The organism is Rhodococcus jostii RHA1 (genome assembly GCF_000014565.1).
GTDB lineage: Bacteria > Actinomycetota > Actinomycetes > Mycobacteriales > Mycobacteriaceae > Rhodococcus_F > Rhodococcus_F jostii_A.
The window spans coordinates 4,029,364-4,043,114 of record NC_008268.1; the positions used below are offsets into that span (position 1 = coordinate 4,029,364).

Sequence of the window (13,751 nt, forward strand, 5' to 3'; positions counted from 1 at the left end):
CCGGAGGAACAGCCCTGACCCGGTTGGTGGGGTGACGGCCTGGGTAATCGGGTCCCATGTTGCCCCCAACGGACGAAACACCGAACGCCGGACCGCACCTGCCGGCAGGACAGACGCCGGGCGGTGGGGTGCCTTCTTCCGACCCGCATGCCCATGACGCGGGTTCCGGGATACCGCCGGATGTGGCGAGGGGTAAGGGGATCAAGCACACCCGTACCGGGGCGACGTGGACTGGTCTGGTCATCGGCATTCTCGTTCTGATCCTGCTTCTCGTGTTCATCCTGCAGAACCTCGACAGCGTCGTCCTGGAACTGTTCGTCTGGGAGTTCACGGTCCCGCTCGGTGTCACTCTGCTGTTCGCCGCCATCGCAGGTGCGGTGGTCATGGCGCTCGTCGGTGGTGTCCGGATCCTTCAGATCCGGCGGGCAGCGAACCGGCAACGGAAACTGAACCCCTGACCGTTGCTCGTTTCCGTGTTCGCTCGACCGATGCGTTGACCGGTCAGGCCCTCGGCCAACAGATTCGAGTAGTCCACTACTCGGTTCAACTGGCGAGGGTCCTCGTACGGTCGGTCCTGTATCGCATTCGTGATTCGACGAAAGGACACCGAAATGGCTTGGTCGACAACCCCTCAGGGGCTTTTTCTCGCCGCTGGACAGGCGAATCAATTCTCCTTCTCGTTTGGAGACATCTGGAAGGGCCCGCAGTTGGCGACTGCGAGACTCGACGCCAGCCAGGGCGGTGGTGGCACGAAGATCCTGATGACGCAGTGGCAGGGCACCGCCAACGCGCCGGTATTCGGCGGCCCCAGCAAGCAGTACTACGTGCTCGGCATTCACAACAGTTCCACTTCGGGCGTGTGGTTCCATCTGGAAGGAGGCGTGCTCGCATGACGACACAGGAAACACCACGGCTTTCTCGGATGCAGGTCCTGACGGACGAACAGGGCGGCATTCTCGCGGCCGTCCTGCGGACTGCGGACGTGGCATCGGGCGTGGCATCGGGTGAGGACGTTCCGCCTCAGGTTTCGCTGGTTCCTTCGGAAGGTCAAGCGTTGCATGAACTCTCTGTACCCGGTGGAGCATCGGGGGACGAGATGTTCGAGTCGCTGGATCAGTGGGTGGTTCGGGTCGACGCCGGCGTACCGGCATTGGCGCGACGCGCGGGCGCGTAGTCGCTGATGGAGGCGCGCCGGGTTGACACCTGTTGCGCGGAAGGGGAACGCCGCTGGTCCGGCGATCAGCGGTCCCCTCCGCGCGATGGCGGCGTGAGGCCCGGAAAAGCCATCAAAATCACCTCGAGAGCCACTTTGTCAGCACAAACGATTGACTTCGCTCGTGGTGGGCAGCACTGTCGTAGAGACACACCCCGCACCGATCAGTCCCGGAGTCGACCTTGACCAACGTCAATCCCACCGAAATCGCAGTAGCCGTCGCCGGATTCGGCTGGATGGGCCGAGTGCACACGAACGCGTATCTGCGTCAGCGCCACCACTTCCCGGAAGCGCCGTCCATCCGCCTGGGGGCCGTCGCCGACGAGGTACCCGGCCGCGCCGAGGAAGCTGCCGCCCAGTTCGGGTTCGGCGCAGCCCTGACCGACTGGCGCGACATCGCCGCCGACGAGAACATCGACGCGGTCAGCATCACCGCACCCAACTTCCTGCACCGCGAGATCGGCGTCGCGATGGCGGAGGCGGGCAAGCACATCTGGATCGAGAAGCCGGTCGGGCTGTCGTCCGAGGACGCGAAGGCAGTCGCCGCCGCTGTCGAGAAGGCAGGCGTCCAGTCGACCGTCGGATTCAACTACCGAAACGCACCGGCCGTTGCGATGGCGCACGACCTCATCACGGCGGGCGAATTGGGCACCATCACGCACTCGCGGTTCCGCTTCCTCAGCGACTACGCCGCGCATCCGGACGGCGCGCTGAGCTGGCGCTACGAGAACGCGCGTGGTGGGTCGGGCGTTCTGGGCGACCTTGCTTCGCACGGTGTCGATCTGGTCCGGTACCTGCTCGGCGACATCGACGCAGTCGTGGCCGACACCGCGATCTTCATCCCGCAGCGCGCCATCCCGTCGGGTGCCACCAGCGGGCACGCGCGCGCGACGGGTGGCAAGTTGGGGCCGGTGGAGAACGACGACTTCGTCAGCGCCCTGGTTCGCCTGTCGTCCGGCGGACGGGTAACGCTGGACGCGAGTCGCGTGGCCGTCGGCGAGCAGAACAACTACGGGTTCGAAATCCACGGCACGAAGGGTGCGGTGTATTGGGACTTCCGCCGGATGAACGAACTCGGAACGAGCCTCGGGAGCGAGTACCAGGACCAGTCGATCACCACGGTGTGGGTGGGCCCCGACGCCGGAGCGTATGCCCGCTTCCAGCCGGGTTCCGCGTCCTCGATGAGCTACGACGACCTCAAGGTCATCGAGGGGAACAACTTCATCGCCTCGATCGTCGACGGAAAGCCCCGGGGCGCAACGATCGCCGACGCTGTGGCCGCGGCCGAAACTCTCGACGCCATCACGGCCTCGGTCGCATCTCGTGCGTGGGTCGACGTGCGCTGATCCGATCCGCAGAGCCAGGTCCCGGAGTTACGCTTTATCGGTTGGCGGGTCAATTCCCGTAGGCGCCTTTCTCCGCGGAGGTTGGTATGAATACCAAACCGTTCGGCTTGGGCTTTGCGATTCTCGCGTTGGCAATTTCGGCGGTCGCCTGTTCCTCGGGCAGTTCCTCTGACTCCGAAGACAATTGCGTGCGCGCGACAGACAGTGAACTGGATGCGCTCTTCACGAGTTGGAATGACGCACTGGAAAGCGGTGACGCGAGCAGGGTCGCCGCGTTGTACCGGCCGGATGCGGTGCTGCTGCCGACCCTGTCGGTGCCTATCGCCGACACTCCCGAGGAGATAACGGAGTATTTCGTCAACCTGATCAAGGCCGATCCCACTGCCCGCATGGAAGAAAGTTTCAAGTATTCGGATTGCAACCTCGCCTACAACGTGGGCCGCTGGGTCATCAACGCCAACGGCCAGGATGTGGCGGCCAGGGTGACATGGGTCTATCGCTACGAAGACGGAAAGTGGCTGATCGCCAACCACCATTCGTCGGTGAACCCCTAGAGCGGTGACCGCCGGTCGACCGTGATGTCGTCCGGCGGTCACGAGGAACCACCCGTCTAGGACGCCTTGGCTCGTCGGCCTGCGACGTAGACCTCGGAGATGGACGTGTCGCGTATCCCCATCAGCAGCGCGAACAGGGTCTGATCGCGGGCCAGGTCGGGATCGGCGGCGCGAACGGCGTTGCGCAGCAGCCCGTCGAGCGCCGGCGTGCCGGACGGGTCGACAACAACGAAGTCGGCTTCCTTCCCGACGTCGAAGTTGCCGAACCGGTTCTCCATGTCCAAAGCCCGGGCACCGCCGAGGGTACCGACGAACAGCATCTCGGCCGGATGCATCGACACCCCGTCGTCACCGGCCTCGCTGATGTGCACCTTGAACGCGTCGCCGAGCACCCGGGGAATCAGCCATTCGTCGCCGCCGCCGAAATCGGTTCCCACCGAGATGTTGACGCCCGACGCGACGGTGCGCTTCCACGGCATCGTTCCGGATCCCAGGAACAGCTGCGAGATCGGGCAGTGCGAGACGGACGTACCGGTCTCGGCCATCCGCTCGAGCTCGACATCCTGACAGTGCACGCAGTGGGCGAGGATGGTGCGTCGGCCCAGCAGGCTCTTCCCGCCCACTTCCGAACCGGGTAGGAACTTCCCGTCGTAGGTGTCCAGGTATGAATTCACCTGATAGGTCTCTTTGGTCGAGTCGACCTCGCCGGTGCCGGGGCGATTGTTCTCGTTGAGGTGTGAGTGCACGTACACACCGCGGTCCCGGACCTCTTCGTAGAGGTCCCCGAGATTTTTCAGGGTCTCGGGGGTCACCGACAGCGAGAACCGCGGGATGATCGCCACGTGCAGCAACGCGGTGTCGACATCGCCGGTGTCGGCGCCGTGCCATTTCTCGATCTCCTCGCGGGTGAGCCGGATCGCGTCCTCTTCGGAGGTCATCAGCGGCTGAGCGGTCTCGCCGCCGACGGTCTGAATTCCGCGGCCGCTGACGATGCGCAGACCTGCCTTCTGCGTCTCGGTGAACAACGCATCCTGCGCATGTGGGAACGCCGACCCGAACACCATGGCGGCCGTGGTGCCCGCCGAGATCCGCCGGTTGGTGAACTCGACGGCCGCCTGTTGCGCGAACTCCGGGTCGGCGAACTTCGTCTCCGACGGGAACATGCACAGGGTCAGCCATTCCAGCAGCTGGCCGCCGCCGTAGGAGTCGCCGGCGTAGGTCTGCGGGAAGTGGATGTGGGTGTCGACGAACCCCGGCAGCAGAAAGCCGGGCCTGTGGTCGTGCACGGTGCCGGACTCGTAGTCCGACGGGATCTCGGCTCTGTCACCGCAGAACACGATTCGCCCGCCATCGTCCAGCACCAGGGCGCCGTCGGGAATCGATACCAGGGCGGCCGCGGCTTCGGTCACTTTCGGTGTGCCGGCGATGTGGAAGATGTGTCCGAGATGGGTATGCGTGGCCATGCGATGAACTCCCGTCGAGTGGTAACGGATCATGCCTTCTGCAATGAACTTCGGCGGCTGGACGAAAGCCCAGCCGAGTAGCACCTGTGCGGCCGTGCCGCACCCACGATGAGATAACAGCCCGTATTAACAATGCCACCGATCAGACCCGGGTCGCGGCCGAACAGGCCAAGCGCCCGCGGCAATCACCACCGGCTCGGTGCTACTGCGGGGGTGTGCGGTCGTCGACGAATCGACGGATGACCTTGTCCCAGCCCAAGGACTCGAGGAGTTCCGCGGCGGCGGCCCGCGACGTGAGCGGGCGAAGCACGTCGATGTCGAGGTCGCCGCTGGTGCCCAGGACGTCGTCGAGGCGCAGGCAATCGACGTATCCGTAGTCCGTCCAGGGTTCGACGTGGCTGTCCCAATCCGCGGTGTCGGCGTACGGCCCACCGAGACGCAGCTTTCCGCTGCGGTGGATCATCACGTACCGAGGCACCACCTGCATCGTCTCGTTGGCAGTCGCCCGAGTCACCTCGGGGTCGGCGGCGGGGTCTGCGCCCGCGAGCCGGCGGTCGTAGGACGCCGTCTTGACCGATGCGACCTCGACCAGTGCCCGCACGTAGACCCACCGCGCCCGCTCGATCGAGCCCGCCCACGCCGATTCCTCGTCCGCGCAGGAGAAGACGTTCTCGGCCGGGGTCCGTATCAGCAGTCGCGTCCCCACCCGTTCGTGATCGACAACCAGGTCTCCGTCGACGACGAGTTCGCCGTCGTGCTCGCGGACCCCGGTGATCGTCGCGACCGCGAGCACCTCGTCGTCCGGGGCGGTGACGAACAGTTCACGCTCGGAGCGGACGCTGTCGGCATCACCGGGGAACGGGCCACGACCTCTGGCGAACGCTTCGTGCTGGGTCAAGTCGGCCCGAAACCCGGTCTCGGTCATCCCCAACGGATGATCGCGCACCTCTCGCACGTTGCCGAGCCGAACCCTCGACGCCACAGGTCGATCCTCCCCGGTTTCATCTCCGGCGCACTGCCGGGTGATCCTATGATCATAGCTGTTGACCTGCGGTGATGCCTCATCAGCGTAACCACGGCTTCCCCAGTAGGGTCGCACTGTCGATACAACCGACCGAGGGGGACCGGTGACGGGTTCTGCGTCCGAAAAAATCATCTCGCCCGCATCACGCGCGTTCTGGGACCGCAGCTTCGCGGGCCGTCGCGCGATGTTCGAGGAGCTTCGTCAGCGATCGCCGATCGAGTTCCATGCGGAAACTGCCGGTCCGGGCTTCTGGTCGGTCGTCGGATACGACGACGTGGTGGCGGTGAGCCGGAACCCGGAGGTCTTCTCCTCGGCCAAGGGCTTCACCATCGACGACGTCCCGGCCGAGATCCTCGAGTTCGCCATGTCGATGATCGCCATGGACGATCCCCGGCACCGGCGTCTGCGGGGCATCGTGCAATCGGCGTTCACCGCGGCCTCGGTGCGGGGCATCGCCGAGCGGGTGCGTGGCACCGCTGCGCAGATCGCCGCGGACCTGCCCCGAGATGCCGAGTTCGACTTCGTCCCCGACGTCGCGACCCGATTGCCGGTGCAGGTGATCTGCGAGTTGATCGGGATCCCGGAGAACGACCGGCCGATGATCCTGGCCGCGGCGGCCGATGTCGTTGCCGGAGGCGGTGATCAGGAGTTCGTCACCGCACCCGGCGGCGCGGCCGGCCTGGGCCAGATTTATGGATACGCCCTCGAGCTGGGCGAGAGACGCAAGGCGGATCCCGGCGAGGATCTGACGTCCCGGCTGGTGTCGACGATGGTCGACGGCGAGGCCCTCGCACCGACCGAGTTCGGTTCGTTCGTCATCCTTCTGATCACGGCGGGTTTCGAGACCACCCGGCAAGCGTTGGCCTGGGCGCTGCTTCTGCTCAGCGAGCACCCCGACCAGAAAGAACTGCTGCTCGCCGATTTCGCCGGCCACATCGACAACACGATCGACGAGGTGATCCGCTTCGCCTCCCCGGTGCCCTACATGCGGCGCACCGCGACCGTCGACACCGAGCTCGGCGGCGCCCACATCGCGGCGGGGGACAAGGTCGTCATGTGGTATCTGTCCGCGAACCACGACGAACGCGTCTTCGACGGTCCGGGCCGGTTCGACATCACCCGGGCGAACGCCGGCAAGCATCTCGGGTTCGGCGCGAAAGACATCCACCACTGCCTGGGCGTCAACCTCGCACGGCTGGAGCTGCGCGTCATGCTCGAAGAACTTTTCACCGCCCACCCCACACTTCACGCGGTGGGCGAACCGGAACTGCTGCTCTCCGCGTTCATCAGCGGCGTCGCCGCACTGCCGGCCCGGACACGTGACGGACGGTGAGGTTCACGCAGGCCGGCGCCCGGAAATCATGACCAGCGGCATCTCGCTGATGCGGGAAACGTGCTCGTCGACGAGATCGAGTCGGCTCGCGAGGTCACGCGCCTCGTCGAGACTGATGGAGCGGCCGGCGATCCAGGTGTGGAAGATCGCGAGATTGATGCTGCGGAGAACGCGCGGCGCCTTGTAGTTCTCGACGAACTTTTCGGCGTCCTCGAAACTCGTGCTGCGGTCCGCATCGGTGATCAGCAGCGGGCCACCCGGTTTGAGGACGCGCGCGCACTCGGCGAGCCCGGCCTCACGCGACGACCAGTGCTTGATGGAGCCGTAGCTGATCACGCCGTCGAAGGTCTGGTCGGCGAAATCGAGCCGCGTGGCGTCGCCGACGTCGAACCGGACCCGGTCGCCGTAGTTGCGCATGCGTTTGGTGGCGCGCTTGATCTGGGCTTCCGACAGATCGAGGCCGAGAATATGCACGTCGGGGCGCTGGTCGGCGATGTAGTTCGTGAACAGCGCCCCGCCCGATCCGACGTCCAGAATGCGGGCGTTCGGTGGGAGATGGGGCAGAAAGTACTCGTCGATGACGTGGCGTGAGCGGTAGACGGCCGGTGCCACGATGGTCTCGTACATCCAGGCGTGCGCCGGTGTGTAGATCGCGGTGATGGGGCCGAACGGTGCCATCGGCATGGTCGCGCTCCTCGTTGACATCCCGGTTCCCACGGCGCCCGAACCCGTGCGGGTCGACGTCCTTCGCCGGTGTCGCTTCGAGATTAACGGGTGCGCGGTCGGTTTTGCAGCATCGCCGCGTGCCTGACAGGGCTGTGAACAGGGGTGATGAGGTGTCGTCCCCGGTGTAGTCGATCTCCCCCGAGTGCAAATCCGGAAAATGCGCCAGTATTCTGGTCCCCACCTACAAGAGGGTGTTACCGGACCCCGGCACCGAATGGTTCCGTGCCACCGTGCGAAGAGCCCTGGGCGCCGAGGCGAATCGGAATGTAGCTACCGCGCGGTGAGCCGGATGACGGGGTATTCCCGGTCGGATTTGCTCTGGTACTTCGCGATGCGGGGCTGGGCGGCGGCGATGCGCTGCCATGCCTGCTCACGCTCGGCGCCGTCGAGCTGGTGCGGGATCACCGGCGCGGCGGCGTGGCCGGGCAATTCGATCGACGCCTTGTCGGGGTGCGCCATCAGATTGGCGTGCCAGTCCGGGTTCTGACTGCCGCCACCCGACGCGACCACCAGCCGGGCATCGTCACCGTCGTCGAACCACGCCACCGGCGATTGCCGCGGCTGTCCGCTGCGACGACCCACGGTGTTCAGGATCAGCACGTCCATACCCATGAACTGGCCGTGGCCGCGTCGGATCTTGCGGTTCATGCGGGCGTTCATCTTTCGCTGCATCCACCGCGAGAACGCGCCGGGGGTTCCGGGTTTACGCTTGCCTTGGTTGTTCGTCATGAGCTCTCTCCCATCGGTCACTTCGCCTCGCGACACCCACGACTGAGCCGCCGGCTCTACGGCTCTCGGCAATGACGTTAGTGCGGCCCGGTGGTCGGCGCTTCTCGATTCCTGATCGGTTCGGTCACCGGTGACAACGGCCTGGAAGGGCACTCTGTCGAGTGCCCTTCCGAGGCATGACTTCTGGACCATCATGGGAGAGCGTCAGCCACTACGACTGGATGACGTTCCAGATGATCGGAACCTGATCGGTGGGCATGTTCTCGGCCCGGCGTTCCTGCCGCTGTTCGCGCTGCCGATCGCGGGTCCGATCGTCGTTGCCGCCGGGGATGTCGCGGCCGGTGTCAGGGGCGGCCACTGCGGCGACCGAGTGTTGCGCGGCCGGGGCGACCGCGCCCGCGACGCCGACGGGAAGCACGCCGAATGCGGCTGCGGCCACCACCACGGTCACGATCCGCTTCCGCAGCGAGCCGCGGTGGGTGCGTCGATCGTCCTGGTGCGAATGTGTGGCGTTCATGGTCTGAATTCCTGTCCGAGTGCCGCGAACCCAACGTTCACGGCTACTCGAACGGTGTCTGCGAGGGCGCGAAACGTTACACCCTGCCGGACATTATTTTGCGGCGAGTTTCGCGCCGCTAACGCCACTCGCGGAACGCGGCGAGCAGGCGGTCCCGCAACGCCGGATCGAGCTCGTCCGGGGGGAGCGCGCCGAGGGTGTGCACCGTCTGCTCGATCTGTTCGAGATAGGTGGCGCATCCCTGGCATTCGCCCAGATGGGTTTCGAATCGGACCCGGGCATCGGGATCCATGTCGTTCTCGAGGTAGGCCGTGACGAGTTCGACGAGGTCCTGGCAGTCCATGTCTTCCATGTCTCACGCTCCCGTTCCAAGATAATCCTCGAGGGCCTGGCGCACATGCGCGCGACCCCGGTGCAGCAGCACCCGCTGGTTCGCCGGGGTGATCGAGAGCATCGCGGACACTTCTTCGGCGTCGTAGCCGAGGACGTCACGCAGAACGACCACGATCCGCTGGCGGTCGGGTAGGTGCTCGAGTTCGCGGCCGGCGACGTCGAGCACCTCCGCACCGAGGACCGACCCCTCGGGGGTCACCGGCCAGCTGGTCGGCGGAGTCGCCCAGTGGTGTGGATCCTCCGGGGAGGATGCGGGCAGGAACCGGGCCGGATCCACGGCGGCGCTGCCCGCGTAGGCGGCCAGCGCGGCGTCGACATCGTGCCGGTCCCGCACTCCCCGTTTCTTGGCGATGTTGACGAGTATCCGGAACAGCCAGGTACGGAGGGTGGAGCGGCCTTCGAATCCGTCGATGCCCTGGAGCACGGCGATCCAGGTTTCCTGGACGACGTCTTCCGCGACCTCGGCGCTGGCCACGTATCCCCGCGCCACGCGCAGCATCATCGGCGTGTGCTGGTCGACGAGTTCGGCGAACGCCGACTCGTCGCGTGCCCGTAGAGAGTCGACGAGGCACTGCTCGTGCGAGGTATCGATCTCGGTCATCCGCTCCTCCTCGGTGATCGAGGCGCTCCGGAAGCGTGGCCGCGTGAGACGGCCGGACGCCATCCAACATTACTGATCTCAGGGGCAGCCGTCGATGACGCTGCCCGATCTCGTGGTGGTAGGGCCGAACGGCCCTGTCTTGGCTTCGCGGTGCGGGGAAGACTCGGTGCGGAGGGGTGGCGGGCCGCGGCGATGCGGTGACGGTCGCGGCGGCCCGGGTGCCCCAGGCAACGATTGGACCTGGCAATCCAGGGAGGGCGACGCATGGACTTTCGGCGGACTCCGCTGGCGCGGTCGGAGAATTACTGGGAGCAGCTGGGTTCAGTGGAAGCTCGCCACCTCGACGGTGCCGAGCGGGACCGGCTGCCGGCCCCGGACGAACAGGTCTCGCTCGTCGACCACTGCCGAGGCGCAACACCCGACCCGGCGTGAGGAGCGTGCGCGCGGGCGAGTGACGCTAGGCAACTCCGGTGCGACGTGGCACGATCTCGTGTGTGACGAGCAGTACCGCTGAGAACCAGCGCTTACGCGATCTCGCGCTGCTGCGCCGCGTCCGTGACCGGATCGATCGGGAGCACGCGCAGCCGCTGGACGTCGAGTCGCTCGCCCGCGGCGTGAACATGTCGGCAGGGCACCTCAGCCGTCAGTTCCGGCTCGCGTACGGCGAGTCTCCGTACTCGTACCTGATGACGCGGCGCATCGAGCGGGCGATGGCATTGCTGCGTCGTGGTGACCTCAGCGTCACCGAGGTGTGTTTCGCGGTCGGCTGCTCGTCGCTGGGCACCTTCAGCACGCGTTTCGCCGAGCTGACCGGGGTCCCGCCCAGCACCTACCGGCGCCAGGAGGCGGACGCGACGGCGGGCATTCCGTCGTGCGTGGCGAAACAGGTCACCAGACCGATCAGGAATCGAGAAGCGCAGGTCGCTGATTCGTAATTATCGTGATCCCATGGACATCACAATTCACCAGACCTACCTCCCGCAGGACGACCCGGACGCCGCGTTGGCTTTCTATCGCGACACTCTCGGCTTCGAGGTCCGCAACGACGTCGGATACAACGGGCTGCGCTGGATCACGGTGGGCCCGGCCGACCAGCCCGGCACGTCCATCGTTCTGCATCCGCCGGCCGCCGACCCCGGAATCACCGACGACGAGCGTCGCACCATCGCCGAGATGATGGCCAAGGGCACGTACGCAGCCATCAACCTGGCCACCAGGAACCTCGACGGCGTCTTCGAGAAGCTGCAGGCCAGCGAATCCGCGGAGGTCGTTCAGGAGCCGACCGAGCAGCCGTACGGAGTCCGTGACTGCGCCTTCCGCGATCCCGCGGGCAACATGGTTCGTATCCAGGAACTGCGCTGATCGACGCCGACGGAGACCGCGAAGGCGGCTCCGCCCAACAGAGGGAGACACGATGAGCATGGCCACGAAGGCGGGCACGACGGGCCGAGCGAAGCGACGGGAAAACTCGGAGTCGCCAGATCTGCACCTTGCCGACAGTCACGATCTCATCCGCGTGCACGGCGCGCGCGAGAACAACCTCAAGGACATCAGTGTCGAGCTCCCGAAGCGCCGGCTGACGGTGTTCACCGGTGTCTCCGGCTCGGGCAAGAGTTCGCTGGTGTTCGCCACGATCGCCGCGGAGTCGCAGCGGATGATCAACGAGACCTACAGCGCCTTCGTGCAGGGCTTCATGCCGTCACTGGCGCGACCCGACGTCGACGTACTCGACGGGCTGACGACGGCGATCATCGTCGACCAGGAGCGGATGGGCTCGAACCCCCGCTCCACCGTCGGCACCGCCACCGACGCCAACGCGATGCTGCGCATCCTGTTCAGCCGGCTCGGGAAGCCGCACATCGGCTCACCCCAGGCGTTCTCCTTCAACGTCGCGTCGATCTCCGGTGCGGGCGCGGTCACCATCGAGCGCGGTGGCCAGCAGACGAAGGAGCGGCGGAGCTTCAGCATCACCGGCGGCATGTGTCCGCGATGCGAGGGCCGGGGGGCGGTCACCGACTTCGACCTGACGGCGCTCTACGACGACAGCAAGTCGCTCAACGAGGGCGCGCTGACGATCCCCGGCTACAGCATGGAGGGCTGGTACGGCCGCATCTTCCGGGGCTGCGGCTACTTCGATCCGGACAAGCCGATCGCGAAGTTCACCAAGAAGCAGTTGCAGGACCTGCTCTACAAGGAGCCGACCAAGATCAAGGTCGAGGGCGTCAACGTGACCTATGAGGGTCTGATCCCGAAGATCCAGAAGTCGTTCCTGGCCAAGGACGTCGACGCCATGCAGCCGCACATCCGCGCGTTCGTGGAGCGGGCGATCACGTTCGCCACCTGCCCCGACTGCGACGGCACCCGACTCAGCGAGGGGGCGCGATCGTCGAAGATCAAGGGCAAGAACATCGCCGACGTCTGCTCGATGCAGATCAGCGACCTCGCCGACTGGGTCCGCGGCCTGAAGGAACCGTCGGTGGCCCCGCTGCTCACCGGGCTGCAGCATCTGCTCGACTCGTTCACGGAGATCGGGTTGGGGTACCTCTCCCTCGACCGGCCGTCGGGCACCCTGTCCGGTGGAGAGGCGCAGCGCACGAAGATGATCCGGCACCTCGGTTCGTCGCTCACCGACGTCACGTACGTCTTCGACGAGCCGACCATCGGCCTGCACCCGCACGACATCCAGAGGATGAACGGCCTGCTGCTGCAGTTGCGCGACAAGGGCAACACGGTGCTGGTCGTGGAGCACAAGCCGGAGGCGATCGCGATCGCCGACCACGTCGTCGACCTCGGACCGCGCGCCGGCACCGAGGGTGGCCAGGTGGTGTTCGAGGGCACCGTCGAGGGGCTGCGGTCCAGTGACACGCTCACCGGGCGGCACCTGGACGACCGGGCGTCGCTGAAACAGTCGGTGCGCACACCGTCGGGGGCGCTCGAGGTGCGTGGCGCAGACAGCCACAACCTGTGCGGCGTCGACGTCGACATTCCACTCGGCATGCTGGTGGTCGTGACCGGTGTGGCGGGGTCGGGCAAGAGTTCGCTGATCCACGGTTCGGTGTCCGGGCGGGACGGCGTGGTGTCGATCGACCAGGGCGCGATCAAGGGTTCCCGGCGAAGCAACCCGGCGACCTACACCGGGCTGCTCGAGCCGATCCGCAAGGCGTTCGCGAAGGCCAACGGCGTGAAGCCGGCGCTCTTCAGTTCCAATTCCGAGGGCGCGTGCCCCACGTGCAACGGCGCCGGTGTCATCTACACCGACCTGGGTGTGATGGCCACCGTCGAATCCCCCTGCGAGGAGTGCGAGGGGAAGCGGTTCCAGGCCGAGGTGCTCGAGTACACGCTGGGCGGCCGGAATATCGCCGAAGTGCTCGCGATGCCGGTGGCCGAGGCCGAGGAGTTCTTCGGTTCCGGCGAGGCGCGGATCCCGGCGGCGCACAAGATTCTGCAGAGGCTCGCCGACGTCGGGCTCGGCTACCTCAGCCTCGGGCAGCCGCTCACCACGCTGTCCGGCGGCGAACGGCAGCGGCTCAAGCTGGCCACCGCCATGGCCGACAAGGGCGACACCTACGTCCTCGACGAACCGACCACCGGCCTTCACCTCGCCGACGTCGAACAGTTGCTCGGACTGCTCGACCGGCTCGTCGACTCCGGTAAGTCGGTCATCGTCATCGAGCATCACCAGGCGGTCATGGCGCACGCCGACTGGATCATCGACCTCGGTCCGGGCGCCGGCCACGACGGTGGCCGGATCGTGTTCGAGGGCAGGCCGGAGGATCTGGTGTCCGCCCGCTCCACCCTCACCGGCGAGCACCTCGCGGCCTACGTCGGCACCTGATCGAGGCGCTCGTCGAG

Annotated in this window: 17 protein-coding genes; 10 read left to right on the top strand and 7 right to left on the bottom strand. The window is 66.3% G+C overall.

Features of this window, described 5'->3' with window-relative positions; genetic code table 11:
* Nucleotides 1-56 precede the first annotated feature (56 nt).
* From RHA1_RS18525 to RHA1_RS18545, 5 genes are all read left to right on the top strand, one after another.
* Nucleotides 57-458: a LapA family protein gene (locus tag RHA1_RS18525; RefSeq protein WP_011596376.1), complete on the top strand. Its 402-nt coding sequence runs from the start codon at nucleotides 57-59 to the stop codon at nucleotides 456-458.
* 153 nt (nucleotides 459-611) lie between these two features.
* A complete protein-coding gene (locus RHA1_RS18530) occupies nucleotides 612-893 on the top strand; it encodes a hypothetical protein (RefSeq protein WP_009476898.1) in 282 nt (93 codons plus the stop codon).
* Nucleotides 890-1,174 carry a hypothetical protein gene (locus RHA1_RS18535; RefSeq protein WP_029539726.1) on the top strand — a complete coding sequence of 95 codons (285 nt, stop codon included), beginning with the start codon at nucleotides 890-892 and terminating at the stop codon, nucleotides 1,172-1,174. Before RHA1_RS18530 ends, RHA1_RS18535 begins: the two co-directional genes overlap by 4 nt.
* A gap of 221 nt (nucleotides 1,175-1,395) precedes the next feature.
* Nucleotides 1,396-2,559, top strand: a complete 1,164-nt coding sequence (locus RHA1_RS18540; protein WP_011596377.1) for a Gfo/Idh/MocA family protein — start codon at nucleotides 1,396-1,398, stop codon at nucleotides 2,557-2,559.
* An 86-nt stretch (nucleotides 2,560-2,645) separates the two neighbouring features.
* Complete coding sequence (locus RHA1_RS18545; protein WP_011596378.1) at nucleotides 2,646-3,113, top strand: DUF4440 domain-containing protein; 468 nt, start codon at nucleotides 2,646-2,648, stop codon at nucleotides 3,111-3,113.
* Between the two features lie 56 nt (nucleotides 3,114-3,169).
* Here RHA1_RS18545 and RHA1_RS18550 read toward each other — a convergent pair whose 3' ends face one another.
* Both RHA1_RS18550 and RHA1_RS18555 read right to left on the bottom strand, forming a co-directional pair.
* On the bottom strand, nucleotides 3,170-4,576 hold the full coding sequence (locus RHA1_RS18550; RefSeq protein WP_011596379.1) for a guanine deaminase: 1,407 nt from the start codon (nucleotides 4,574-4,576) through the stop codon (nucleotides 3,170-3,172).
* A 202-nt stretch (nucleotides 4,577-4,778) separates the two neighbouring features.
* The gene (locus RHA1_RS18555; RefSeq protein ID WP_041811683.1) at nucleotides 4,779-5,558 is read right to left on the bottom strand and encodes a hypothetical protein; all 780 of its coding nucleotides are present in this window, start codon (nucleotides 5,556-5,558) and stop codon (nucleotides 4,779-4,781) included.
* Nucleotides 5,559-5,703: 145 nt separating this feature from the next.
* Here RHA1_RS18555 and RHA1_RS18560 point away from each other — a divergent pair, with 145 nt between their 5' ends.
* Nucleotides 5,704-6,933 carry a cytochrome P450 gene (locus tag RHA1_RS18560; RefSeq protein ID WP_011596381.1) on the top strand — a complete coding sequence of 410 codons (1,230 nt, stop codon included), beginning with the start codon at nucleotides 5,704-5,706 and terminating at the stop codon, nucleotides 6,931-6,933.
* A gap of 3 nt (nucleotides 6,934-6,936) precedes the next feature.
* Here RHA1_RS18560 and RHA1_RS18565 read toward each other — a convergent pair whose 3' ends face one another.
* From RHA1_RS18565 to RHA1_RS18585, 5 genes are all read right to left on the bottom strand, one after another.
* Nucleotides 6,937-7,617 carry a class I SAM-dependent methyltransferase gene (locus RHA1_RS18565; RefSeq protein ID WP_029539725.1) on the bottom strand — a complete coding sequence of 227 codons (681 nt, stop codon included), beginning with the start codon at nucleotides 7,615-7,617 and terminating at the stop codon, nucleotides 6,937-6,939.
* A 312-nt stretch (nucleotides 7,618-7,929) separates the two neighbouring features.
* Entirely contained in the window at nucleotides 7,930-8,388 is a 459-nt protein-coding gene (locus RHA1_RS18570; protein WP_011596383.1) for a nitroreductase family deazaflavin-dependent oxidoreductase, read from the bottom strand.
* 211 nt (nucleotides 8,389-8,599) lie between these two features.
* Nucleotides 8,600-8,905: a hypothetical protein gene (locus RHA1_RS18575; RefSeq protein ID WP_011596384.1), complete on the bottom strand. Its 306-nt coding sequence runs from the start codon at nucleotides 8,903-8,905 to the stop codon at nucleotides 8,600-8,602.
* Between the two features lie 118 nt (nucleotides 8,906-9,023).
* Complete coding sequence (locus RHA1_RS18580; protein WP_009476921.1) at nucleotides 9,024-9,248, bottom strand: anti-sigma factor family protein; 225 nt, start codon at nucleotides 9,246-9,248, stop codon at nucleotides 9,024-9,026.
* Between the two features lie 12 nt (nucleotides 9,249-9,260).
* Nucleotides 9,261-9,962, bottom strand: a complete 702-nt coding sequence (locus RHA1_RS18585; RefSeq protein ID WP_009476922.1) for an RNA polymerase sigma factor — start codon at nucleotides 9,960-9,962, stop codon at nucleotides 9,261-9,263.
* 201 nt (nucleotides 9,963-10,163) lie between these two features.
* Between RHA1_RS18585 and RHA1_RS50555 the strand changes: the two genes are divergently transcribed.
* The 4 genes from RHA1_RS50555 to RHA1_RS18600 all read left to right on the top strand — a co-directional run bounded on the left by RHA1_RS50555 (nucleotide 10,164) and on the right by RHA1_RS18600 (nucleotide 13,734).
* Nucleotides 10,164-10,331, top strand: coding sequence for a hypothetical protein (locus tag RHA1_RS50555; RefSeq protein ID WP_009476923.1), 168 nt, complete (start codon nucleotides 10,164-10,166; stop codon nucleotides 10,329-10,331).
* Nucleotides 10,332-10,393: 62 nt separating this feature from the next.
* Nucleotides 10,394-10,834, top strand: coding sequence for a helix-turn-helix transcriptional regulator (locus RHA1_RS18590; RefSeq protein ID WP_009476924.1), 441 nt, complete (start codon nucleotides 10,394-10,396; stop codon nucleotides 10,832-10,834).
* Between the two features lie 13 nt (nucleotides 10,835-10,847).
* A complete protein-coding gene (locus RHA1_RS18595) occupies nucleotides 10,848-11,261 on the top strand; it encodes a VOC family protein (RefSeq protein ID WP_011596387.1) in 414 nt (137 codons plus the stop codon).
* 52 nt (nucleotides 11,262-11,313) lie between these two features.
* A complete protein-coding gene (locus RHA1_RS18600) occupies nucleotides 11,314-13,734 on the top strand; it encodes an ATP-binding cassette domain-containing protein (protein ID WP_011596388.1) in 2,421 nt (806 codons plus the stop codon).
* Nucleotides 13,735-13,751 lie beyond the last annotated feature (17 nt).